The following is a 25,294-nucleotide window of genomic DNA, read 5'->3' as shown; positions in this document are numbered from 1 at the left end:
GTTTTTTATAGTTTTATGCGACTGCGACTGCGACTGCGACTGCGACTGCGACTGCCTACTGTATTCCGGAATATCCTCTAAAAATTGATAACGTTCATTTTCAAAATCCATTTGACAATAATAATGATTTAATCCATTGGTTACCATCAAGAAGGTAGCATTTAACTCTAAATTATAACGTGCTATTTGATCAAATGTATTTTGTTTGATGTTTATTTTTGGTGCTTTACATTCTACTATGAGGTGAATACTGCCATCTGGATTGTAAATAACAATATCATAGCGTTTTTTTAATGCGTTAATTACCAGTTCCTTTTCAACATTAATTAAAGATTTTGGATACCCTTTTTCTTGAATTAAAAACTGAATGCAATGTTGGCGCACCCATTCTTCGGGTTGTAAAACGATAAATTTTTTACGTATAGGATCAAAAATAGAAACTTTATTTTCGCTATTTTTGAATCGGAAGTTATATGTGTGGAAATTTAAATTTTGCACCTCACAAATTTATCATTATAATGTCACTTCAAGTGATTTTCATAGAAATTTTTATTACGATTTGGACGAAGTCAAACAATTAGTTACTGACATAAAAAACAAAAAACTGAAACCTATTTATTTTTTAATGGGTGAAGAGGCATATTATATTGATAAAATCTCAGATTTTATCGAAGCAACAGTATTGGCTGAAGAGGAGCGTGGTTTTAATCAAATGGTTTTGTATGGTAGAGATGTATCCGTAGAAGATATAGTTGGGAATGCAAAGCGTTATCCAATGATGGCTGAATATCAGGTTGTTATAGTAAAGGAAGCTCAAGACTTATCTCGTACCATTGAAAAGTTGGCTAAATATGCTGAAAATCCTCAGCCTACAACGGTTTTAGTGGTTAATTATAAATACAAAAAAATTGATAAACGCAAAGCTTTATATAAAACCCTTAAAAAAACAGGTGTGGTTTATGAAAGTAAAAAGCTTTATGAAAATCAAGTAGCCGATTGGATTCGTCGGGTTCTATCTCCTAAAAAATATACAATATCACCTAAAGCGGCACAAATGCTTGTGGAGTTTTTAGGGACAGATTTGAGTAAAATAAATAACGAACTAGAAAAACTTCAAATTATTTTACCAGAAGGCACCCAAATTTCTCCAGATCATATTGAGGAAAATATTGGTATTAGTAAAGATTATAATAATTTTGAATTACGTAAAGCTGTTGGCGAACGAAATGCCATTAAAGCCCATAAAATAGTTAATTATTTTGCTAACAATCCTAAGGACCATCCTATGGTGGTAACAGTATCGTTATTATTTAATTTTTTCTCCCAACTTCTTCATTTTCATGGATTAAAAGATAAATCTCCGCGAAGTGTCGCCTCTGCATTAAAAATCAATCCTTATTTTGTGAATGAATACATTACTGCGGCTAGAAACTTTCCTATGCGAAAAGTAAGTGCTGTTGTTTCAACCCTAAGAGAGTTTGATGTAAAAAGTAAAGGGGTTGGTTCTAATGCAGTACCTCAAGGCGATTTACTAAAGGAATTATTAGTAAGAATATTTAATTAGTTGGTGGTATGAATATTAATATTCATGACAGTTGGAAATCTTATTTAGAAGACGAGCTTAAAAAACCTTATTTTTCAGATTTAGTTGAATTTGTGAATTCTGAATATGAAAACCACACCTGTTTTCCGCCAGAAAGTCAAATTTTTAATGCCTTTAATCACTGTCATTTTGAAGCTATAAAAGTGGTTATTATTGGTCAAGACCCATATCATGGTGATGGTCAAGCTAATGGTTTGTGTTTTTCTGTAAATGATGGTATTAGTCATCCGCCTTCATTAAAAAATATCTTTAAAGAAATAGAATCCGATTTAGGAATTCCATATCCAAAGAGCGGTAATTTAATGCGTTGGGCGAATCAAGGCGTTTTGTTGTTAAATGCTACTTTAACAGTTAAAGCACATGAAGCTGGTAGTCATCAAAATAAAGGATGGGAAACTTTTACAGATTCGGTTATAAAAACTATAAGTGACAGAAAAGAGAATATCGTGTTTTTACTTTGGGGTGGTTATGCAAAGAAGAAAGTTAAATTGATTGATGTAAACAAGCATCAAGTTTTAACCTCAGGACATCCTTCTCCATTAAGTGCTAATAGAGGCTATTGGTTTGGAAACAAGAACTTTTTTGATACAAGCAAATGGTTGAAAAGCAAAGAATTACAGCCCATAGTATGGTAGGTCTTGGTTATGTGTTTTTATTTCTAAAATGAACGTGCAAGAGCAAAAAAGAGCTAAAAATATAGAAGCAAATATAAAAACGGATCACATAAATATCCTTATTCTAAAGTCTTTTATTCGCAAATTAAGACACAAAAGCAAATAGCGGTCACTACGTCATTTAAAAAAAGCGTAAAAGTTAACTCCCTGTAGGCGCAAGTATTTGCGATGTTGAAGGCGTAATATTACGTGTTCTTAAAACCACAGGTTTTTTATCAATTTTAGTAACTCTAGCAGTTTTATTACAGCTAAATTTTAGCAATAACAAATTGATGGTTACAAGTCCAGAAAGAATTAGAGTAATTGTTAATAACATAGGCATTTGGGATTAATTGTTCGGCAAAATACATTATTATTCGTTAAAACGCAATTTTTTGTGAACAAAATGTTAATATCTCCATATAACCTTACAAAATTAACAAATAAATGGTTACAAACAATACGTACTTATACCTATTTTTATATTTTTAGAATATTTTCAATCTATGCTATAAATAATTGTTGTCTTATTAATTGTAAATATGTTTTTTTATATAGAATGTAATTTTATAACATAATCTTTGACTACTTTATAATTTGAGTAATTTCTGTGTTTGCTAAAAATTTTTTGAAATGAAAACGCTTGTTTAATGAAATAAATTTATTTTTGAATAAAATAAAAACTAACATGAATCAACCTGAATGGGTCGTTGTTAAAGAATACCAGGATATCACTTATAAAAAGTGTAATGGTGTGGCTAGAATAGCGTTTAATAGACCAAATGTTCGAAATGCTTTTCGTCCAAAAACAACAAGCGAATTATATGATGCTTTCTATGATGCTAATGAAGATGTAAATATAGGAGTGGTCTTGTTATCTGGTGAAGGGCCTTCAACAAAAGATGGTATTTATTCTTTTTGTAGTGGAGGAGATCAAAAAGCAAGAGGTCATCAAGGTTATGTTGGTGAAGATGGCTATCATCGTTTAAATATTTTAGAAGTTCAGCGATTAATCCGTTTTATGCCAAAAGTTGTTATTGCTGTTGTCCCTGGTTGGGCTGTTGGAGGTGGGCATAGTTTACATGTAATTTGCGATTTAACACTTGCCAGTAAAGAACATGCCATTTTTAAGCAAACAGATGCTGATGTTACAAGTTTTGATGGAGGTTATGGATCTGCTTATTTAGCAAAAATGGTGGGACAAAAAAAGGCTAGAGAAATTTTTTTCTTAGGTAGAAATTATTCGGCGCAAGAAGCTCATGACATGGGCATGGTAAATGCCGTTGTACCCCATGAAGACCTAGAAAGTACTGCCTATGAATGGGCTCAAGAAATATTAACAAAATCACCTACATCTATTAAAATGCTTAAATTCGCTATGAATTTGACAGATGATGGTATGGTTGGACAACAAGTTTTTGCTGGTGAAGCAACACGTTTAGCATATATGACAGATGAAGCAAAAGAAGGTAGAAACGCGTTCTTAGAAAAGCGGAAACCTAATTTTGATAAAAAATGGATTCCATAATGCAGAATATTTCTATTTGGATATCTACAATGCGTTTAAGAACGCTTCCACTATCAATCGCTGGTATTATATTAGCGGCATTTTTAGCACATTATAACGGTGTATTTGAGTGGAAAATATTCATTCTTGCTATACTTACAACACTTAGTTTTCAAATTCTTTCGAATCTTGCAAATGATTATGGTGATGGTGTAAAGGGAACGGATAATGAAAACAGAATAGGTCCAGAACGTGCCATACAATCTGGTGAAATTTCACCAGAAGAATTGATGAATGCCATTAAATTAAATATAGTTATATCAATTATTTTAGCATTCACACTTATATTTAGTGCGTTTGGTGTAAAACATTTTTTACTTACTATTTTTTTCTTTTCACTTGGTATAGGATCTATTATTTCAGCTATTCGCTACACAATGGGCAATAATGCCTATGGTTATAAAGGGATGGGTGATGTTTTTGTATTTGTTTTTTTTGGTTTAGTAAGTGTTATTGGTTGTTATGTTTTATTTGCAAAACAAATAGACCATGTTATTTTTTTACCTGCAATTACTATAGGTTTATTGAGTACAGCTGTATTAAATTTGAATAACATGAGAGATAGATTGTCTGATAAAAAATCAAACAAAATTACCTTAGCTGTTAAATTAGGAGAAAAAAATGTTAAAATATATCATAACATTTTAGTTTTGGGGGCAATAATTCTATCTGGGTTATTTGGACTTCTATATTTTACCTCGTTATATAATTTAATTTTTATAATCACTTATATCCCTTTACTTCTACATTTAAAAAGAGTAAATGGTAATATAGATCCTAAATTGTTAGATCCAGAACTTAAAAAACTTGCACTAACAACAGTGTTATTGGCAATCTTAATGGGAATTGGACATTTACTGCCATTTTAGTAAATTTAATATTCTAAAACTAAATTTTTTAATATGAAAATCACATTTTACGGTCATGCTAGTTTGGGCATTCAAATAAAGGATATAAATATTCTTGTTGATCCATTTATTTCACCCAATGAAAAAGCTTCTCATATTGATGTAAACTCGCTTAAAGCTGATTATATTTTAGTTACTCATGCACATCAAGATCATATTGCAGATGTTGAATCTATTGCTAAAAGAACAGGAGCAGTAGTGATTTCTAACTTCGAGATTGTTAATTATTTTGGTAAATTAGATATTGAAGGGCATCCTATGAATCATGGCGGGAAATGGGATTTCGAGTTTGGTACTGTTAAATATGTAAATGCTATTCACACGTCTTCGTTTCCAGACGGAAGTTACGGTGGGCAACCAGGAGGTTTTGTGATTGAAGGCGAACACAAGAATATTTATATAGCAGGAGATACAGCCCTAACTTTTGATATGAAGTTAATACCGTTGCAGACAAAATTAGATTTAGCCATTTTACCAATAGGAGATAATTTTACCATGGGCGTTGATGATGCTATTTTTGCCAGTGATTTTGTTGCCTGTGATAAAGTTTTAGGATATCACTACGATACATTTGGCTATATTGAAATAGATCACGAAGAGGCTAAGCGAAAATTTTTTAAACAAAACAAAGACTTAATGTTGCTAGAAATAGGTGATTTTATTGAATTATAGATGACACAAGCAACCTATAAAAAGTACATTTTAAACTTCAAACACCCCAGTGGAACATCTCGCGGGATACTAAGAACTAAAGAAACCTGGTTTCTTATTTTAAAATCGGAAGGCAGGCGAGGTATAGGTGAATGTGGATTATTTAGAGGCTTATCAATAGACGACAGACCTGACTACGAAGACAAACTAAAGTGGGTTTGTAAGCATGTTGATTTAGGTTTAGATGAATTACTGTTGGAATTAACAGCGTTTCCTAGTATCCAAATAGGTTTAGAAATGGCTTTTAAATCTTTAGAAAGTAAAGACTCTTTTGAATTATTTCCTTCAAAGTTTACTAGAGGTGAAGCTTCAATTTCTATTAACGGACTCGTGTGGATGGGTAGTGAAGGGTTCATGAAAGCGCAAATTGCCGATAAAATTAAAGCTGGTTTTAGTTGTATTAAAATGAAAATTGGAGCCATAGATTTTCAGCAAGAAATAAATCTGTTAAAATCCATCAGAAATCAAATTTCTTCAAAAGACATCGAATTACGTGTGGATGCCAATGGCGCATTTCATCCAACAGATGCTTTAGAAAAGCTAAAAATTTTATCAGATTTAGATTTACATTCTATTGAGCAACCTATAAAACAAGGACAAATGGATGCTATGGCCATATTATGCGAAAAAACGCCATTACCAATCGCTTTAGATGAAGAATTAATTGGTACTTTTTCTGTAACAAAGAAGCAAGAATTGCTACAAATCATAAATCCACAGTATATTATTTTAAAGCCAAGTTTGGTAGGTGGATTTACAGGAAGTGATGCATGGATTAATTTGGCTGAAAAACAAAATATTGGATGGTGGATAACAAGTGCTTTGGAAAGTAATATTGGCTTAAATGCTATTGCACAATATACCTATACCAAGCAAAGTGGTTTACCGCAAGGTTTGGGTACAGGTAGTTTGTTTACAAACAATTTTGAATGCCCTTTACAAGTAAATAATGGGACATTGCACTACAGTAATTTAGAAAATTGGAAATTTAGTTTATAATTATGTATATAGCGAGAGCATATTATGGGTTACACGAATTTTGGCGTTATGTAATAGGTGTTATAATAGCCATTATAGGAGTTGTTGTTTTTTCAATGCCGCACCTAATAGCTATAGCTATTGAAACAGCAAATGGTAATATAGATTTGTCTCAATTGGATAATACAAGTTATATTATGGGTTTATTTGAACCAAATATAAATTTAGTGTTTATACTGTTACCATTCGCAGGAGGACTAATAGCGCTACTATTGGCGGTTAAATTTTTGCATAAACAATCTGTAAAAGATTTGACTACTACCAGAAAAAAAATAGATTGGAAACGATTTTGGTTCATCTTTTTATTATGGGGAATAGTTTCTAGTAGTCTTGTTTTGACAGATTACTTTATGTCACCTGAAGATTATCAATGGAATTTTAATTTAATACCATTTCTAATTCTTAGTGTTATAGCAGTGTTTTTAGTTCCATTACAAACTAGTTTTGAAGAGTACCTGTTTAGAGGTTATTTAATGCAAGGCATAGGTGTTTTGGCTAAAAATAGATGGCTACCATTAATTATAACATCTATAGTTTTTGGGTTGCTTCATATTGCTAATCCAGAAGTAGATAAGCTGGGGTATGTTATTATGGTATATTATATAGGAACAGGCTTGTTTTTAGGTATCATAACCCTTATGGATGATGGCTTAGAATTGGCTTTAGGTTTTCATGCCGCCAATAATCTATTCACAGCACTTTTAGTAACTGCTGATTGGACAGTTTTTCAAACACATTCTATATTAAAAGATTTATCAGATCCATCAGAAATGGGGTTAGCAGAAATATTCGTCCCAGTTTTTGTTGTGTTTCCAATTTTACTTTTTATACTTGCAAAAAAATACAACTGGAGTAACTGGAAAGACAAACTTTTAGGCCAAGTAGTTGAACCTCCGAAAGAAGATTATAAAATTTTAAATTAAAATATGATACCAAATTATACTAACGTACACTTAAAATTTAAACTTGATAATTTAAGTTATACTTATGAAGACCTTATGGAAGTTGCCTACAGCTATGTTAAGGAAGGATTACCTTATCAGTATGAACTTGGAAATTTCTTATTGGATTGGTTAGATGATAAAGATTATGTTATTGTAAAAACCTCTGGTTCTACAGGGAAACCAAAAAAATTAAAAATTAAGAAAGAAGCTATGGTAAATTCTGCTATAGCAACAGGTGATTTTTTTAATTTAAAACCAGGGAATAAAGTGCTTCACTGTTTACCATCAAATTTTATAGCTGGTAAAATGATGATTGTAAGAGCTATAATTTTAGGCCTGGAATTAGATATGGTTGAACCATCTGTACTACCACGTATTGATTATGAAAAAGATTATGATTTTTGTGCTTTCACACCTATGCAACTCAAAAATTTTGCTAAATATTTGAAAAGTATTAAAACCGTAATTGTTGGTGGAGGTCGTGTTTCAAATGCTATTATTGATTTAATTAAAGATAAAAAACCGCATGTTTACGAAACTTATGGTATGACAGAAACCGTTTCGCATATTGCAGTTAAAAAGTTAAACAATTTTTTAGGGCAAGAAGAAGAGCAATATTTTGCAACACTTCCAGGAATTAAATTATCTCAAGACGAAAGAGGATGTTTGGTTATAGATGCTCCCAATTTATCTGATTCTAAAATTGTTACTAACGACATAGTTGAACTGAAATCTGATTCGAGTTTTGAATGGTTAGGGCGTTATGATAATGTAGTAAATTCCGGAGGTGTTAAATTATTTCCAGAGCAAATTGAAAGTAAACTTCAAGATAAAATTAAGGGTGAATTTTTTATAGCTTCAAAAGAAGATGATACTTTAGGTGAAAAGCTTATTCTAGTTATAGAAGGGAATAAAAACGATATAGATGATACGATTTTTGAGGGCTTAGAGAAATATGAAAAGCCAAAAGAAATTTATGCCATATCAAAATTTAAAGAAACTACTTCGGGTAAAATTCATCGCAAAAAAACTTTAGAGGCACTAAATCTTGTTTAAAGACAACTTCATTATAGTCTTAAATGCTAATAAAAAAATTAGTGAGGAATTTTTTTAATACATGACAAAAATTTAGAATAGAACTATAAACTGCACACATATAGGGTATTACGGATTTTTCGTTACGTTGACCTGACAGGTTTTGAAAACCTGTCAGGTTTTTGTTATCCTGAAAATTGTGAGTAGTGAATTTCTCAAAAATAATTTTTGTCACGTCTTAATAACCTGAGTTCGATATAAAAATCTCCATTTTAAGGGTGAAATCAACAAAATAGTTGGGTTGTCACCTTGAGCGCAGTCGAAAGGTCATTAAAATCGATAAATTCTTTGGGTTTCGACTGCGCTCAACCTGACATTGAAACATAAATAAATGATTTTCATTAGATTATGTTTGTTCTTACGGCGAACTCAGGTTAATAATAAGGCAGTAAATACTGTGATTATGGTTAGAAATCCAAATGCTGAAACCAATCCAATTACTAATTTAGAAAATGATATAAAAATAAAGCTAAGAATAGTGTATTACTAGTAGCAGCTATTATTTTGCTTCCAGAAATTATTTCAGTAATAAAAAATAAGCTTCTAGCTTAAGGCGTTTATAACAATTTCTTTTCTTTAGAAAGTTTGAAAAATAAAATTGAAGCAATGAGTCCAACAGCACTGAATACTGTTAGAACAATAAATGCATTTTGAAGACCTAATATTTTATCAGGATTATCAACTAAAATACCAAACATGGGACCCGAAAAAATATCTGGAGTATAACCAACAATAGAGACTAATCCAACAGCTGTTCCCGTTAGAGCTATAGGGATTTCTGCTTCTTCAAGTGTTGCAAAATACAATACACGAGCAGAATATACGCCAATTGCCATTATAAGAATATTGATAACAAATAAAGCTGTTGTGCTATCATTAATAATACCAAGGGCAAAAATAATACTAGCCGAAGTTGTAAGTAAGAAACCGATAATTAGCCATAATGAAGCTCTAGTTCTATCAGCCATTAACCCAATTGCGACACCAATAACTGGTCTAATATACAGCAAAGACGTGCCAACACTAGCAGATTTTATGGCATCATAACCCATGATGTCTTTTGCATAAAGTGTAAACAAATCTGTTGCTTTATACCCTGTATAAGCGCATAGTATTATTAGCATTAATAAGCGTATTGAAGGAATTTTTAGAAGAATAATAAAACTCTCACGATTAAAATATGGTCTTTGAGATTTAACTTCGTCACTCGCTAACGGCTTTAAGAATAGATATACCAAAATGGCAATAATGCCAACAATCATAGAGCAGATGAGTATAACTTGTTTGAAAGCATATTGGCGTTCTTGTAATGTTGTTTCAGAAATATCTACATCAATAAATAATGAAAATATCAAGACACCAACAGACCCAAAGGCAGCTGCAACTAATCCACGACCTCCATCTAAAAAACCAAAAGCGATTCCTTGTTTATTTTTTCCTCCCCATATTCTGGTAGCCTTTATCATAGCTGCCCAAAATAAAAATATTGTTGTAAAACCCCAATACCCATAAAGAAAATGTAAATTTTCTAAAGAAGGAAATGTAGCTAAATAAAGTCCTCCTAGAGCCGTTAATAATAATGAAGCGGACATTAAATTTTTTGGATGAAATTTATCTGCTAATGGTCCCCCAAATAAATAAGAAAATAAAGCAATAATGCCATAAACAGAAAAGCAATAACCTAAATCTTCATTGTTAATAGAAAAACTTTCTAGGAAGGTTGGTCTAAAAATGCGTTGAAGAACAAAAGGCAAAATAAAAACAGCTTCTGCTGCTAATATTAATAAAATTATGACATACGGAGGCTGCTTTTTAGTGTTTTCTTTCTGCATGTTAAACTTGTAAAATCCCCATATTAAATTTCTTTTCAATAGGAGCGTGGTTAGCAGCTTCAATACCCATAGAAATCCAAGTTCTAGTGTCTAGTGGGTTAATAATAGCATCTGTCCAGATTCTTGCTGCTGCATAATACGGAGAAACTTGGTTATCGTAACGGTCTTTTATTTTATTAAATAATTCCTTTTCTTTTTCAGGGGTAATTTTTTCACCTTGTTTTTCGAGTGATGCCTTTTCTATTTGTAATAATACTTTAGCGGCAGAATTACCACTCATAACCGCAAGTTCTGCACTTGGCCATGCTACAATCAATCTTGGGTCATAAGCTTTTCCACACATCGCGTAATTACCAGCACCGTAACTATTACCTATAATTACTGTGAATTTAGGCACTACCGAATTACTAACAGCATTTACCATTTTTGCGCCATCTTTTATAATACCAGAGTGCTCACTTTTACTGCCTACCATAAACCCTGTAACATCTTGCAGAAAGACTAATGGAATTTTCTTTTGGTTGCAATTAGCAATAAACCTTGTTGATTTATCTGCGCTATCATTATAAATGACCCCACCAAACTGCATTTCACCTTTTTTGGTTTTAACTAGTTTACGTTGGTTAGCAACAATACCTACTGCCCAACCATCTATCCTAGCGTAACAAGTGATGATAGTTTTTCCATAACCAGCTTTATATTCATCGTATTCCGAATTATCAACTAAACGTTTAATAATGGCATACATATCGTATTGATCTGCTCTCGATTTTGGAACAATACCATAAATGTCTTCAGGGTTTTCTATTGGTTTTTTAGATTTACTTCGGTTAAATCCGGCCTTATCATAATCGCCAATTTTATCAATAATATTCTTTATAGTTTCTAAAGCATCTTTATCGTCTTTGGATTTATAGTCGATAACGCCAGATATCTCGCAATGTGTTGTTGCTCCGCCTAAAGTTTCATTATCTATGCTTTCTCCTATAGCAGCTTTTACCAAATAACTTCCTGCAAGGAAAATGCTTCCAGTTTTATCAACTATTAAAGCTTCATCACTCATAATAGGAAGGTAAGCGCCACCAGCAACACAACTGCCCATAACTGCAGCAATTTGCGTAATACCCATACTACTCATTATGGCATTATTTCTAAAAATGCGTCCAAAATGTTCTTTGTCAGGAAAAATTTCATCTTGCAATGGAAGATAGACACCAGCACTATCAACTAAATAGATAATGGGCAATTTATTTTCAATAGCTATTTCTTGAGCACGAAGGTTCTTTTTTGCAGTAATGGGAAACCATGCACCAGCTTTAACAGTAGCATCATTAGCAACAACAATACATTGTTTACCTTTTATATATCCTATTTTTATAACCACACCACCAGACGGACAACCACCATGTTGCGCATACATGCCTTCTCCAGCAAAAGCCGCAATCTCAATGGATTTTGCTTTAGCATCCAATAAATAATGAATACGTTCTCTAGCGGTCATTTTACCTTTACTATGAAGCTTTTCAATACGTGATTTCCCACCACCCAAACTCACTTTTGCAAGTCTTTTGTTCAGTTCTGAAAGTAAAAGTTTATTATGATCTTCGTTTTTATTGAAGTTGATATCCATAGAGTGATTATTTGTCACGAATTTACAAAACCAATTCCTGTATAAAAAGTGAATATTTTGTTAAATAATATTACATGGAATTATATTCCTTGGAATATAAATATTTTTATTGTAAGTTTGTACTATAATTTAAATAATGAGAAATGAAACGAGATAAAATAATTTATTACATTGCTACTGGTTTGCTTACGGCTGTTATGCTTTTTTCAATAAGTATGTATTTCTTTAAGTATGAAGCAATTTCACAAGCTTTTGAAAGTTTTGGGTATCCAACATACTTAATTTATCCTTACGCTACAGTAAAGTTATTAGGGCTAGTAGCTATATGGACGCCTAGTTTTAAAGTTCTTAAGGAATGGGCTTATGCAGGTTTCTTTTATGCTTTTATATTAGCGTTTTTTGCTCATTACATGATTGGAGATGGGCAACAAGGAACAGCTGTAGTAGCACTAATAACTTTAATTGTGTCTTATATATTTTATAAAAGAAACAGTAAGTAAATATTTAATAAAAATAACTAGAGATTCCCTCCTTCGAGGAAATGAATAAAAAATAATTCAATGAAAAATATAATAGCTTTTGCAGGAAGTAATAGTAAAACATCAATAAATAAGCAGTTAGCTGTTTATGCATCAAGTCTAGTAAAAAATGTTAACGTCAGTATTTTAGATTTAAATGATTTTGAATTGCCAGTTTATGGTATGGATTTAGAAAATGAAAAAGGTATTCCAGATAATGCACAAAAGTTTTTAGATACTATGAAATCATCTGATGGCATCGTATTATCTTTAGCAGAACATAATGGCGCTTATGCTACAGTATTTAAAAATATTTTTGACTGGATGTCTAGAATTGATGGAAAGCTTTGGAGTGAAAAACCTATGTTATTAATGGCCTCATCTCCTGGAGTCAGAGGAGGAGCTACGGTATTAGAAATTGCCAAAGGACGTTTCCCATTTATGGGAGGAAATATTGTTGCAGATTTTAGTTTGCCATCATTTTTTGATAATTTTAAAGAAGGAAAATTGGTTAATGAAGAATTACATTTAGAATTAAAAAGTAAAGTTGAAACATTTAAAAAAGCATTGTAACTGCATACTGAGACTGAATACTGAATACTGAAAACATGGGAGATATTTCACAAGATATTAATTCAAACTTTGCTAATAATAAGGTGAAAGCATTATTGAATATCATTTATACAGCAAATTGGATTAGTAGCCACCAGAACGAGTTTTTTAAACCTTATGGAATATCTCCTCAACAGTTTAATATATTAAGAATTCTTCGTGGCGCGGGAGAGCCAATTAAAGTTCAAACTATTAAAGAACGAATGATTGAACGAGCACCTAATGCCACAAGATTGATGGACAAACTTTGCGATAAAGGTTTTATAAATAGATTGCCTTGTCCGGAAGATCGAAGAGTTGTTCATATCCAAATAACAGATCCTGGTTTGTTATTGTTAAAGGATATTGATAAAAATTTTAAAGAAGATTTACTAGAAAATTTAACAGAAAATGAAGCATCTCTGTTAAGTGATTTATTAGATAAGATTAGATAAAAAAAATTTAAATAAATAGTTTCCATGGAAATTAAAAAAAAATAAACATTATGAAACTAAATACAATAAATAAAGTAGGACGAAGTGATTTCGTAAATATGGGTCCCATTCAATTGCGGCAACCTATTCCAACACAGCGCATTGATAATATAGATCCGTTTATACTTTTACATCATTATGGACCTTATGACATTTCAGAACAGAATAATCCTTTTGATTTCGGGCCACATCCACATCGTGGATTTGAACCTATTACTTTTTTAGTTGAAGGCGAACAATTACATCGTGATTCTTTAGGTAACGAAAGTGTTGTAAAAGCTGGAGATGTGCAATGGACAACCGCAGGAAGAGGTATTATTCATTCAGAAGCACCCACAAAAGAATTTGTGCAAAAAGGAGGCACTCTTGAAGGCATTCAGTTATGGTTGAATTTACCATCAGAAAAGAAGATGATGCCCGCTAATTATCAGCATGTAAAAAATGAAGATTTTAGAGTGGTTTCTTCCGAAGATAACAAAGTGAACATTCAAATTATAGCGGGTGAATTGGAAGGTGTTTACGGACGCATTCAAACGCAAACACCAGTAAATGCTTTTATGATTGATATTAAAGCGGGAGGAACTTACAGTATTAAAGTTCCAAATTCACATCAATCAACAGTATATCTATTAAAAGGGAATGTTTTGATAAATGATTCTGAAATTTTAAAATTAAACAACAATCAATTAATTCAGTTTAATCAAGATGGTGAAGGTTTTTCTATTGAAGCTAATGAAACGAGTAAACTATTATTTATTTCAGGAGAACCTATTAACGAGCCTGTAAAAACTTATGGGCCTTATGTAATGAATACACAAACGGAAATTATGGAAGCTATGCGCGATTACCAAATGGGTAAAATGGGTTTTTTAGCCCCCTAAGCCCAAAGCGGGAATACATGGTTAACCTGCAAGGTTTTAAAAACCTTGCAGGTTTTGAATAAGAGTAGGTGTTCCCCTTCTTTGGAGGGGTTAGGGGAGGCTTCCGCGTTAGGGATTGCAGTGGAAAGCCCACAGCCCGAAGAAGGAGGTGCGAGGACTTGTAACGTAAAGCCCGACCCTTGTGGTAACGCCCAAAAAACGAATAAAGACAAGATTTCCTTCTTCAAGGAAATAAAAAAATAAATATTTTAATATGAAAACAATAATTCATAAAGCAGAAACGAGAGGTTTTGCAAATCATGGTTGGTTAAAATCGCATCACACGTTTAGTTTTGCAAGTTATCAAGATGCTGAACGTATGAATTTTGGTATGTTACGCGTCCTTAATGATGATGTGGTACAGCCCAAAATGGGGTTTGGAACACATCCGCATAAAAACATGGAAATTATTTCTATTCCTTTAAAAGGAGCGTTGTCGCATAAAGATAGTATGGGGAATAAGCGCGCTATTGAGGTAGGAGAAGTTCAAGTTATGAGTGCTGGAACTGGATTAACGCATTCGGAATTTAACGATAGTAAAACTGACGAGGTAAACTTTTTACAATTATGGATTGTTCCAGAAGAAATGGATGTGGAACCTAATTATGAGCAACGTGAGTTTGGTGCTGAGAAACAGAAAAACAAGCTGCAAACTGTTGTTGCTCCTATGGATAAGTTGGAAGGTAATGCTTTGCCAATTAGTCAGCAGGCATACATTTATAGTACAGATTTAGATAGTGGACATGCCATAACCTTAAATTCAAAAAGTAATAACCATGGATTTTATGTTTTTATAGTTGAAGGTGCCGTAGAAATTTCTGGTAATTTGTTAGGGAAAAGAGATGCTATTGGAGTTTGGGAAGCTGAACGTTTAGAAATTGTAGCTAAAAAAAATTCGGAAATCATTATTGTCGAAGTTCCTATGAACTAAGATTGTTTATTTGATTAATAGCGAAAAAGCATCCATTTTTGGATGCTTTTTTATTTAAAACTACGATATTTGCTTTTAGACTAACCAAAATAAAGAATAGATTATGGCAATGAATAAAAATACGGTACTAGCTTGGGCAACTGTTTTAATGATTATTATGGGAATTATACTGATTTTAATGGGCGCATATAGATATGATGATGTTGCGGGATGGGGTTTTGCAACCGTAGGTATTGGCTTTTTTGCAATTGCATGGGTGTTTAATGCTTTAAAAGGACGGGTTTAGAGATTTTAGATTTACGAATAGCGATTGCAGATTTCTGATTTTCCAAAAAATGATTAACAATTAAACATATCAACGAATAAACGTAAAAAATGAGTGACGATAAAAAAGTAATATTTTCAATGTCTGGTTTAACTAAGACATTTCCTGGTGCAAATACACCAGTTTTAAAAAATATTTATTTAAGCTTCTTTTATGGAGCAAAAATTGGCATCCTAGGTCTTAATGGTTCTGGTAAATCTACTTTGCTAAAGATTATTGCGGGAGTTGATAAAAATTTCCAAGGCGATGTTACCTTTTTACAAGACTATTCAGTTGGGTTTTTAGAGCAAGAACCAAAACTGGATGAAAACAAAACGGTTATGGAAATTGTTCGTGAAGGTGCTTCTGAAACGGTTGCTATTCTTGACGAATACAATAAAATTAACGATATGTTTGGGTTAGAGGAGGTTTACTCTGACGCAGATAAGATGCAGAAATTAATGGACAGACAAGCGGTGCTTCAAGATGAAATTGATGCAGCAAATGCTTGGGAGTTAGATACCAAACTGGAAATTGCAATGGATGCATTGCGCACTCCAGACGGAGATAAAAAAATAAGTGTTTTATCTGGTGGAGAACGTCGCCGTGTGGCATTATGTCGTTTACTTTTACAAGAACCCGATGTGTTGCTTTTAGATGAGCCTACCAACCATTTAGATGCAGAGTCTGTGCATTGGTTAGAACACCATTTAGCACAATACAAAGGCACTGTAATAGCAGTAACACACGATAGATACTTTTTAGATAACGTAGCAGGTTGGATTTTAGAGTTAGATAGAGGTGAAGGGATTCCTTGGAAAGGGAACTATTCGTCTTGGTTAGATCAAAAATCGAAACGTATGGCGCAGGAAGGTAAAGTGGCTTCTAAGCGTCAAAAAACATTAGAACGTGAGTTAGAATGGGTTCGACAAGGTGCAAAAGGCCGTCAAACAAAGCAAAAGGCACGTTTAAAGAATTACGATAAGTTAATGAGTCAAGACCAAAAACAACTTGACGAAAAACTTGAAATATATATTCCTAACGGCCCGCGTTTAGGAACAAATGTTATTGATGCCAAAGGTGTTGCTAAAGGTTATGATGATAAATTATTATATGACGATTTAAACTTCAGCTTACCACAAGCCGGAATAGTTGGTATTATTGGACCAAATGGTGCAGGTAAAACCACTATTTTCAGAATGATTATGGGAGAAGAAACTCCTGATAAAGGCGAGTTTGTTGTTGGAGATACCGCTCAACTAGCTTATGTTGACCAAAAGCACTCAAATATAGATCCTGAGAAAACCATTTGGCAAAACTTTAGTGACGAGCAAGAACTGATTTTGATGGGTGGCAAGGAAGTAAATTCTAGAGCTTATTTAAGTCGATTTAACTTTTCTGGAGGCGAACAAAATAAAAAAGTAAAACTGCTTTCTGGTGGTGAGCGTAACCGTTTGCATCTAGCAATGACGCTTAAAGAAGAAGGTAATGTATTACTTTTAGATGAGCCTACTAATGACCTTGATGTGAATACCTTACGAGCATTAGAAGAAGGTTTAGAAAACTTTGCAGGTTGCGCCGTAGTAATTAGTCACGACCGTTGGTTTTTAGATAGAATTTGCACGCATATTTTAGCTTTTGAAGGCGATTCTCAGGTGTATTTCTTTGAAGGTGGTTTTTCTGATTATGAAGAAAATAAGAAGAAACGTCTTGGTGGAGATTTAATGCCGAAACGAATAAAATATAGAAAGTTAGTACGATAGGAGATTTAAAAGCTCACTGAAAGGTGGGCTTTTTTTTAATTATCACCATACATATGGCCATCAGTAAAATCTTTATATTCTTCATCGTCATTTATAGAAGTGTTCATCTGTTCTAATCGCTCATTCTCTTTTTTAAGTAAATAGGATTTTCTAACCCCTAACAGCAATATAATTCCGAAAAATATAACAACTACAATAAGTGCAACTACAACCTGTGATTGCGTAATTAAAGGAATAGTTGTCGAAGTTAAAAAAAAATAGTTTGTTAACATAATGAGTGCAAAATAAGCATTTTGTTAAAAACAAATATAGTATATCTTTTCAAAATTGTATGAATTTATTAACAAGTGTAACAATTTATTAATTTTATATACTTATTACTTGAGCATTAAATAATAATAAAATTTCAAAAGTAAATATTCATTTACGTTTCAAAATTGAGATTTTTTAACGAAATTGCTTGTCCGTTAAATTGTTCAACTTAAAACACAAAATATACCATGTCTGATGATTTTGATTTATTAGAAACCAATTCAAATGAAAAAACCGAAAAAGTAGATGTTAATTGGGGGAAAGCCATTGACACTATGAAATCTAAACTATCGCAAGAAGACGACCCAGAAATGCGTCAAAAAATACTGAACGCTACTTTGGATGATGTGGTACATATGGCAGAAAAGGATAGGACAACACTTCTTGACGCTATTAAAGATTTAACAGATTATCAAGATGAAGTTGGTATTATGTTTGAAAAGTTTTCTGCTCTAAATCCAAACGAACAGAAAATAATAGACGATGCACAAAAAGGGTTAGAGCGTGCAAGAATTGAATTAGAAGATGCAAAAAACAAACCAGACACCTGGTGGAATAACCTTTGGGGGCGTAAAAGCAAAATTAAAAAAGAAGAGGAAGAATTTAAAGTTGCCGAAAAAACTAGAGCAGGAGCCGATAATAAGGCAAAAGCCATGTTTCAAACGCGAATAGAAAGTGCAGATATACAAACGCTGTTAAGTGAATTATCATATAAATCTCAGGCTGCGGTTACGCGTTTAAAAAATCGTGAAGTAGAAATAAAAGAAGTAGAAGAAAAGCTAAGAGACGCAATTGTTGAAGCTTCTAAAAATCATACAAAAGCACTAGAAAAGAAGAAAGAAGTTGAAGCGAAGCTAGAAGAGAATTATGCTTTATTGAAACAAGCGCGCCAAGAATTGGAGGATATTGCAGATAAGCAATCTACCGAATATTCTGAGGCTATTGGTAAAATGACAACTTTAGAGCAAAAAGTAGAGGAGTTAGAAGGACTTAAAAACGCTTACACCACTTTGGCGGCTAGTAAAGATAGCTTTGTACACAAACATAACTTAACCATAAAAGTGTTGACGTCGTTACGTAGCAACCTGCAAACGCATCGTGCTAAATTGAAGAGTGACACGGAAGAACGACTTAAGTATTATGATGGTTACGTTGTAGCTTTAAAAGCAAGAACCGATCAAGAATTTGCTGCTATTTTGGAGCATTTAGGCGTAAAAACTGATGAACATATTGGAGAAACCTTGGCGTCTATGCATACAGCAAGTGCCAAAGCACGTCAAGATATGATGGATAATATTCCAGTGCACGAAAAAGTGATGCAAGGGGTTTATAGCAGTTATGCTGAGGCTTTACAAGAAATTAGAGCAAAAGATGGCGAAATCCAAAAGAATTTTGCTGAGCGTTACGGTATCGATATGAAAGAAATTTTTGAAGATTATTACAATGCGGATACCAATGCACCATCTGGAGATAATAGCGAACCAGAAGGGAAACCAAAACCAGAAACTAACAACGACGATTTGCTAAGTTAATATGTCACTTCGAGTGAATTATGAGGAACGAACAAATTGTATCGAGAAGCGGGCGTTACCCCGATGAAAAATCGGGGTCAGGCTTTCGGCAGTCGCTCTCTACGAGGAGCTTCAACAAATGCCTCAATCCTTAACGCGTGGCCAACCCAAAGGTCATTTCATAATATTTGAATCTGTGATAACCCGTGATCCCAATAGTTATCGGGACGTGTCAAAAAACCTCTGTGAAACTCTGTGATTCTCCGTGAATCTCTGTGTAACAATTAATAAAAAATGTCAATAAACCACATAGTCACACCATTAGATTCTGCAATCTTAGATTCCAAAGAACATTACGTGTTTTATCATAAAATGGTAGATTTTGCTTTCAAAGAATTGATTGTAGCTGTGCAACGAGAAAAAATTTGTGATGATATTGAAGTGCAATTGTTCAAGCAATACTGTGATTTATTGTTGTATTCTATTGAAGCCATACGGGTTAAGTATATGTATGATGAAGAAGATAATATGAAGGTGGACTTAACAGATTCTGGGTTTCCTAATTATTTAGAATTCCGCTATTTGTTTAACGATTTAGAATTGCGTGATGAATATCTTGGAAAGTTAACGCCCATTGCGGAACTTAAAGAAGCGTTTTTAGATACATTATTACGAAAAAAGGAATCGATTAATAAACGTAAACTCTTTCAGGCGGCATCGATAGTGTATTATTCTTCAGTAAAAAAGGAATATATTTTTAATCGTTTTGTTCAGGGGAAAATTATAAATGCGCCAGAATCTATAGATATTAAATACATGACAAGTTGGAGTTTTTATGATGTATCTCATAATAGACCTTTTATCTGTTTTATGTATTTCAAATATGATGGAAATAACATAAACGATTACAGAGATGAAATTTATGAGGTTTTAAAAACGGTAGCAGATAGAGATATGTTGCTTGATACGATGGCGTACACCATAGATAGAAAATTACCAAAAGTATCACCAAAACTTATTAAACGTATCGATTTAGGACCTTTACACAATGTTTTTGCAAAAGATGAACACCAAGTAACCCACACCATTTTAGAGAGTATTGGTAAAAAAGAAATTCCGTTAGAATCTTATGCATTTTCTTTAAGAGTAAACGAAGTAGCTTCAAAAAGTGAATTCAAAGAAGGGGGCTTTTTTAGCAAACAAGTTTTACAACGATGGGACGAAGTTTTTAAACAAAAATATGTTTTAGCACCGCATCGTATTATTCAATTATTGTATAATAAAACACCTGAAATGATGAATACATTGGCTAAACCGCCGATTGAAGTAAGCAGTATTCAGTAGGCAGTAAACAGTAAATAGTAAACAGTAAACAGTAAACAGTAGGCAGTTCGCAGTTAGTAGTAATTAGTGAAAAAAGTAAAAATTAAATATGAGTTTTAAAACATTACTCGCTTATCAGAAAGGATTTGATTTGGCTATGGAGATTTTTCATATTAAAAAAGAATTTCCAAAATCTGAAATGTTCGGGCTTACTTCACAAATGGTTCGTTCAAGTCGGACGGTTTGTTCAAATATCACTGAAGGATATAGAAAACGTCAATATGAAAAACATTTTAAAAGTAAACTCTCTGATGCTGATGGAGAAAATTCAGAAACTTAACTTTGGTTAGATTTTGCTTTAGCATGCGAATATATTTCGGAAGAAAAAAGAATAGAATTACAAAGTAAAAGTGAAGAAATAGGCAAACTTCTAAATTACATGATGAATAACCCAAATAAATTTGGAGTTTAATAGGAAATAAAACACATAGTAAATTTAAAAATAAATGGCAGAGTAGGTCCATAAGAGTAAGAACTGAAAACTGAAAACTGAAAACTGCCTACTGAATACTGCCAACTGAATACTGAAACATGGAACACAACTCAACATTCCCAATAAAATTATCTGAACTCGACATGCTTCGTGATGAAGCTTCATCGTACCTAAAAAGTGTACAATGGGAGCAAGGATCTCGTGCAAAAAAAAGAGAGAATGATGCTAAAGATGAATCTATCTTATTGTATTTGTCTCGTGCCAATAATGGCTCAAGTGCCGCGAATATTACTTCGGTATCAAAAACTATTCTAAAATTAAAAAAACAATTATTACCAGATTCTGTAGCAATTCCTATTTATTTAAACCAAACGTTATATGCGGTTCAGGAAGGTATTACACTTGGTATTTGGATTAAAGATAGTTACTACGATGCATCAGGATTGTCTAGTTTGAACGAAAATAAATCAGCGTTAGACAACAATGGAAAGCGTGAGTTTGAAAGTAAAATGCATACCGCTACGGCGTTTATGTTATTCTCTCAAGGGTATAAAATATTACATGATTTAAAACCACATGCATCAGACGATTTAAGTGTAATGAAGCAGAAATTTGCGGGTATTCCAGAGGTCTCTCTTATGTCTCCGCTTAAAGGACTTGCATGCAGTTTATTTTATTATGATAAATATTTAGGACATCCTGAAATTATCAAATCTGATAAAGACGTTATAGATTTTACAGTAGTGTATTTCGAAGCATTGATTGATGAAATTCAACTCAGAAAAAGCTCATTAGAATATACCGAAACTATTGAAGATAGAACCTATAAGTTAGAAAAATCAGAATTTGCGGTTTCTGGTTGGAGTAATGTGTTTCAAGGAACAGCTAAAAGTATTGAGTTTAATAAAATTCAGTTTGAACAAATAGTTGGTAACCGTGATGCAAAGCATTTTGCTCGTCGTTTAACTGAGCGTATGTTGAGTTACGATTTTACTGCTAAGAAAAATCCGTTTCAAGAATTGGGTGGTTTCATGCCAGTGTTTATGGGATATGGTATTCCAGGTACTGGAAAAAGTATGTTAATTGCAGCCATTGCCACCAGATTAAAAGAACATTGTGACACTTTAGATATTCCATTTTTATTTCACCCCATGCCAGATACATTGATTTCAACCTTTCAAGGTGGTTCAGCAGAAAAAATGGTAGAATGGATGAAGCCTATGCAAGATTCTTCAAAATTAATTTTCGCACCAATTGATGATGCCGAAAATAATTTGCAAGAACGAACTGCTCAAGGGGTTTCCGCAGGTGTAAAGGAAGTTATTGGTGTGTTTTTAAGATATACAGAGGGTGCTTACGCTGTTAATTATGGTAATAGTTCAATCGGTTTATTTACGAATCTTCCAGAAATGTTAGATAAAGCCGTGATATCTCGTGTGCAAGGGCGATTTAAAATTGACGGAGCAAGAACAGAGCATGATTTTTTAGATCAAGACCATATATGGTGGCGTAAACTAGACGATACTATGCCTGATTTCGTAAACATGCAAGGACCAGAAAACTATAGTTATTTGCAAGATCAAGGACTGGCAAAAAACATGGGTGATATTTTAAGTAACGTTGAAAAACCATCAGAAGCTCGTGTTCACCACGTTTATGACAGAGTAGAAAAGCAGTTTAAAACCAATCAACATTTGTTTTATGCGAATCTTTATAAGGAAATGCAAGCAGTGTTTCCATTCTTTTCATCGCGCGATGTTCGTAATATTCAGTCTGCTATATCATTACGTTTAACCGATTTTGATTTGGAAGAAGATTGGTTTGAAAATCAAGAAATCTATTTCAAACAAGACTATGAGACCAAGTTTAATATGCTTCAAGAATTAATGCGAGGTAATATGAAGGGATTAGATTTTTCTGAGATTAGAAGACAGGAAGTCGTACGTTATTTAGATAACGTAGCAACTATTGCGGATACTGATTTTAAACGAAAAGTTGACGCAAGAGTGAATCAATTAAATATAGAAACTGAAGCCAGAAAAACGTTTGAAAATAGAAGTTAAATTATTGTCAGGTCGAGCGCAGTCGAGACCTATTTAATTTGATGTAACTAAAAAGTTGATTAAATGCATAAATCTGACAGATTAAAAAATATTAAAAGTACTCTACTTTCAGATAATTATTATATTCTTAATAGAGTCACTTTTGATTATTTAATGAAAAGTGGCGCATGGGTAAACCAAATGCGAGAGGTTTATGATAGAGGAGATGGCGCTGGAATTTTATTATACAACAAACAAAAGCAAACGGTTATTTTAACTAAACAATTCAGAATGCCTACTTATTTAAACGATAATAAAGATGGTTTTTTAGTTGAAGTTTGTGCAGGTTTGCTAGACAAAGATAATCCGGAAGCATGTATTATCAGAGAAACTGAAGAAGAGGTTGGATATCGTTTAAAGTCGGTGAAAAAGATTTATGAAGGCTATTCATCACCTGGAGTAATGACTGAGAAAATGCATTTTTTTGTTGGTGAATATACCGATGACATGAAGGTGAATGAAGGAGGCGGTTTAGAAAGTGAACATGAAGATATTGAGGTAATAGAAATGCCTTTTATTAATGCAGTTGATATGTTGAATAATGGAAAAATAGTTGATACTAGAACAATTGTGTTGTTACAGTATGCAATTATTCATAAGTTGTTAGAATAATAGAATTATTTCACTGAGATACACGGAGTTTCCGCAGAGTTTCTCAAAGAGAATTTAGAAGAAATAATATTAGAATGTTAAATGGTTTTCGGAATAAATCATAATATATATAATCTCTCAGTAAAACTCAGTGTTTCTCTGAGAATCTCAGTGTTACAATAAAATGAACAAACTAAAACAAGCCAATTTATATAGAAGTGAACTTATACCCATAAGTGGAAAACTTGTTGAGCGTTATAACAAATGCTTAGTAAAACTTGGTTTCACAAAAACAAAGCTAAAAACGTTTCATATTGATGGAATAGGTTGGAGCCCAGAAGTTGCCGAAGAAAAAGGAGATTTGCATTATCTAAATAATGGTGAAGCAAATCCACATGGAATCATCATTTCACCAGTTCAAAAAGGTAAACCCGTGTATTTACCTTATCATACGTTTGATAGAGACCTCATGAAATATGTATTTAAAATTCATGGTGAACAGATAAAGGATATTACAAGAGATTGCGCTATATGTTTAGATTTCGACCAAGGTATTGACGCCTTTTATGAGCCATTAGATGTTTTGAAGTACAAAAAAATTGCTATTAATTTTCATTTAATCAATAATTTAAAAAAGGTTCAAAAAGAACAACTTGAACTTGTAGAGACTTTTAATAGAGCTAATAATTTTATTGATGAAACCTTACATCAGCAACTTTTAGATTCAGCTATGACCTATGGCGATTTGCGCAATCGAAATTTAGATTTACACGAACTTCAATACACTACAGATACATTCTTCACAAGGTCTTTTGGTGGTGTTTATGTTTTGAGAGATTTTATAAAACCAATTGTTGTTTTTGAAGATGAAACTTGGCATAAGGAAGCTATAAAAGACACGAATCATGATGTTTTGATTTACCATATTGCACAACCAGAGCTTATGGATAAACTTCGAGATCATGTAATTATTGAACATGATTTAGAAAAGGTAATTGAAACTAAGCGATATCAGCGTATCAAGAAATTTGAAATGGCTCAGTATTTAAAAAAGACAAAGCATCCCATTAAAAATATTTTAAATGATCCTATTTTGTTTAAGAGCTATTTAAATAAACTCGATATAAAGGCTAGAAAGAAAGTGATGAGTGTTGAGCGTTATCTAGAAAAATTGGAGACCAGTAATCAATACAAAATTGCCGATATTGTTGATGTTAAACTATTTGAAGCTTTGCATCAGCCACATTCCTCATTAGATGCTAAGCATCAAGATTTAATATGGAAATTATTGGTTAATATCTCTGAAAAAGATATTTTATATTGGTATTGGTATGATAAAGAAGCTTTTTATACCAGTTTTAAAACTTGGGATGATTCGCTAAAAGAATGGGCAGTTGAAACTATTAGTAACAATATTTAAAAGTTGAAAGCACGAAGTAGGAAGTTAGAAGTTTTCTATC

At 32.8% G+C, this 25,294-nt stretch carries 27 protein-coding genes; 22 read left to right on the top strand and 5 right to left on the bottom strand.

What is annotated here, in order from left to right:
* Positions 1-498, bottom strand: a 498-nt coding sequence (locus AAC024_RS02690) for a type I restriction enzyme HsdR N-terminal domain-containing protein (protein WP_339893640.1), incomplete at its 3' end; no start/stop codon positions are given.
* Positions 499-559: 61 nt separating this feature from the next.
* Here AAC024_RS02690 and holA point away from each other — a divergent pair.
* Both holA and ung read left to right on the top strand, forming a co-directional pair.
* Entirely contained in the window at positions 560-1,564 is a 1,005-nt protein-coding gene (gene holA, locus AAC024_RS02685; RefSeq protein ID WP_339893639.1) for a DNA polymerase III subunit delta, read from the top strand.
* An 8-nt stretch (positions 1,565-1,572) separates the two neighbouring features.
* Positions 1,573-2,238, top strand: a complete 666-nt coding sequence (gene ung, locus AAC024_RS02680) for a uracil-DNA glycosylase (protein WP_339893638.1) — start codon at positions 1,573-1,575, stop codon at positions 2,236-2,238.
* Positions 2,239-2,416: 178 nt separating this feature from the next.
* Here the strand turns inward: ung and AAC024_RS02675 are convergent, their stop codons facing one another.
* A complete protein-coding gene (locus AAC024_RS02675) occupies positions 2,417-2,593 on the bottom strand; it encodes a hypothetical protein (RefSeq protein ID WP_339893637.1) in 177 nt (58 codons plus the stop codon).
* Positions 2,594-2,944: 351 nt separating this feature from the next.
* Between AAC024_RS02675 and AAC024_RS02670 the strand changes: the two genes are divergently transcribed.
* From AAC024_RS02670 to AAC024_RS02640, 7 genes are all read left to right on the top strand, one after another.
* Entirely contained in the window at positions 2,945-3,784 is an 840-nt protein-coding gene (locus AAC024_RS02670; protein WP_339893636.1) for a 1,4-dihydroxy-2-naphthoyl-CoA synthase, read from the top strand.
* Positions 3,772-4,692, top strand: coding sequence for a 1,4-dihydroxy-2-naphthoate octaprenyltransferase (gene menA / locus AAC024_RS02665; protein ID WP_339893635.1), 921 nt, complete (start codon positions 3,772-3,774; stop codon positions 4,690-4,692). Before AAC024_RS02670 ends, menA begins: the two co-directional genes overlap by 13 nt.
* A gap of 33 nt (positions 4,693-4,725) precedes the next feature.
* Positions 4,726-5,403 carry a metal-dependent hydrolase gene (locus tag AAC024_RS02660; RefSeq protein ID WP_339893634.1) on the top strand — a complete coding sequence of 226 codons (678 nt, stop codon included), beginning with the start codon at positions 4,726-4,728 and terminating at the stop codon, positions 5,401-5,403.
* Entirely contained in the window at positions 5,404-6,441 is a 1,038-nt protein-coding gene (locus AAC024_RS02655) for an o-succinylbenzoate synthase (protein ID WP_339893633.1), read from the top strand. It abuts the gene before it with no gap.
* Between the two features lie 2 nt (positions 6,442-6,443).
* Positions 6,444-7,403, top strand: a complete 960-nt coding sequence (locus tag AAC024_RS02650) for a CPBP family intramembrane glutamic endopeptidase (protein ID WP_339893632.1) — start codon at positions 6,444-6,446, stop codon at positions 7,401-7,403.
* 3 nt (positions 7,404-7,406) lie between these two features.
* Positions 7,407-8,480 (top strand): AMP-binding protein, encoded by a 1,074-nt coding sequence (locus tag AAC024_RS02645; RefSeq protein ID WP_339893631.1) that lies wholly within the window; start codon positions 7,407-7,409, stop codon positions 8,478-8,480.
* 370 nt (positions 8,481-8,850) lie between these two features.
* The gene (locus AAC024_RS02640) at positions 8,851-9,009 is read left to right on the top strand and encodes a hypothetical protein (RefSeq protein ID WP_339893630.1); all 159 of its coding nucleotides are present in this window, start codon (positions 8,851-8,853) and stop codon (positions 9,007-9,009) included.
* Between the two features lie 67 nt (positions 9,010-9,076).
* Here AAC024_RS02640 and AAC024_RS02635 read toward each other — a convergent pair whose 3' ends face one another.
* Positions 9,077-10,351 (bottom strand): MFS transporter, encoded by a 1,275-nt coding sequence (locus AAC024_RS02635; RefSeq protein WP_339893629.1) that lies wholly within the window; start codon positions 10,349-10,351, stop codon positions 9,077-9,079.
* A gap of 1 nt (position 10,352) precedes the next feature.
* Positions 10,353-11,981 (bottom strand): carboxyl transferase domain-containing protein, encoded by a 1,629-nt coding sequence (locus AAC024_RS02630; RefSeq protein ID WP_339893628.1) that lies wholly within the window; start codon positions 11,979-11,981, stop codon positions 10,353-10,355.
* Between the two features lie 143 nt (positions 11,982-12,124).
* Here AAC024_RS02630 and AAC024_RS02625 point away from each other — a divergent pair, with 143 nt between their 5' ends.
* The 7 genes from AAC024_RS02625 (at position 12,125) to ettA (ending at position 17,502) form a co-directional block, all read left to right on the top strand.
* Positions 12,125-12,481, top strand: a complete 357-nt coding sequence (locus AAC024_RS02625; RefSeq protein ID WP_339893627.1) for a DoxX family protein — start codon at positions 12,125-12,127, stop codon at positions 12,479-12,481.
* A 60-nt stretch (positions 12,482-12,541) separates the two neighbouring features.
* The gene (locus tag AAC024_RS02620; protein WP_339893626.1) at positions 12,542-13,072 is read left to right on the top strand and encodes an NAD(P)H-dependent oxidoreductase; all 531 of its coding nucleotides are present in this window, start codon (positions 12,542-12,544) and stop codon (positions 13,070-13,072) included.
* A gap of 35 nt (positions 13,073-13,107) precedes the next feature.
* Positions 13,108-13,545: a MarR family transcriptional regulator gene (locus tag AAC024_RS02615; RefSeq protein WP_339893625.1), complete on the top strand. Its 438-nt coding sequence runs from the start codon at positions 13,108-13,110 to the stop codon at positions 13,543-13,545.
* A 50-nt stretch (positions 13,546-13,595) separates the two neighbouring features.
* Positions 13,596-14,465 (top strand): pirin family protein, encoded by an 870-nt coding sequence (locus AAC024_RS02610; protein WP_339893624.1) that lies wholly within the window; start codon positions 13,596-13,598, stop codon positions 14,463-14,465.
* A gap of 253 nt (positions 14,466-14,718) precedes the next feature.
* Positions 14,719-15,435, top strand: a complete 717-nt coding sequence (locus AAC024_RS02605) for a pirin family protein (protein ID WP_339893623.1) — start codon at positions 14,719-14,721, stop codon at positions 15,433-15,435.
* Between the two features lie 103 nt (positions 15,436-15,538).
* Positions 15,539-15,721: a CAL67264 family membrane protein gene (locus tag AAC024_RS02600; RefSeq protein ID WP_237230750.1), complete on the top strand. Its 183-nt coding sequence runs from the start codon at positions 15,539-15,541 to the stop codon at positions 15,719-15,721.
* An 89-nt stretch (positions 15,722-15,810) separates the two neighbouring features.
* Positions 15,811-17,502, top strand: a complete 1,692-nt coding sequence (ettA, locus tag AAC024_RS02595; RefSeq protein WP_339893622.1) for an energy-dependent translational throttle protein EttA — start codon at positions 15,811-15,813, stop codon at positions 17,500-17,502.
* A 35-nt stretch (positions 17,503-17,537) separates the two neighbouring features.
* Here ettA and AAC024_RS02590 read toward each other — a convergent pair whose 3' ends face one another.
* Positions 17,538-17,774: a hypothetical protein gene (locus tag AAC024_RS02590; RefSeq protein WP_339893621.1), complete on the bottom strand. Its 237-nt coding sequence runs from the start codon at positions 17,772-17,774 to the stop codon at positions 17,538-17,540.
* Positions 17,775-18,002: 228 nt separating this feature from the next.
* Here AAC024_RS02590 and AAC024_RS02585 point away from each other — a divergent pair, with 228 nt between their 5' ends.
* The 6 genes from AAC024_RS02585 to AAC024_RS02560 all read left to right on the top strand — a co-directional run bounded on the left by AAC024_RS02585 (position 18,003) and on the right by AAC024_RS02560 (position 25,254).
* Positions 18,003-19,346, top strand: coding sequence for a microtubule-binding protein (locus tag AAC024_RS02585; protein ID WP_339893620.1), 1,344 nt, complete (start codon positions 18,003-18,005; stop codon positions 19,344-19,346).
* Positions 19,347-19,619: 273 nt separating this feature from the next.
* Positions 19,620-20,669, top strand: coding sequence for a hypothetical protein (locus tag AAC024_RS02580; protein ID WP_339893619.1), 1,050 nt, complete (start codon positions 19,620-19,622; stop codon positions 20,667-20,669).
* 88 nt (positions 20,670-20,757) lie between these two features.
* Positions 20,758-20,988, top strand: coding sequence for a four helix bundle protein (locus AAC024_RS02575; protein ID WP_339893618.1), 231 nt, complete (start codon positions 20,758-20,760; stop codon positions 20,986-20,988).
* 251 nt (positions 20,989-21,239) lie between these two features.
* Positions 21,240-23,204 carry an AAA family ATPase gene (locus tag AAC024_RS02570; RefSeq protein ID WP_339893617.1) on the top strand — a complete coding sequence of 655 codons (1,965 nt, stop codon included), beginning with the start codon at positions 21,240-21,242 and terminating at the stop codon, positions 23,202-23,204.
* 63 nt (positions 23,205-23,267) lie between these two features.
* Positions 23,268-23,855 carry an NUDIX domain-containing protein gene (locus AAC024_RS02565; protein WP_339893616.1) on the top strand — a complete coding sequence of 196 codons (588 nt, stop codon included), beginning with the start codon at positions 23,268-23,270 and terminating at the stop codon, positions 23,853-23,855.
* Positions 23,856-24,018: 163 nt separating this feature from the next.
* Complete coding sequence (locus AAC024_RS02560) at positions 24,019-25,254, top strand: DUF6638 family protein (protein WP_339893615.1); 1,236 nt, start codon at positions 24,019-24,021, stop codon at positions 25,252-25,254.
* Positions 25,255-25,294 lie beyond the last annotated feature (40 nt).

It is taken from the genome of uncultured Algibacter sp., assembly GCF_963976535.1.
Lineage (GTDB): Bacteria > Bacteroidota > Bacteroidia > Flavobacteriales > Flavobacteriaceae > Algibacter_B.
This window is presented reverse-complemented; position numbering and strand designations above follow the sequence as displayed.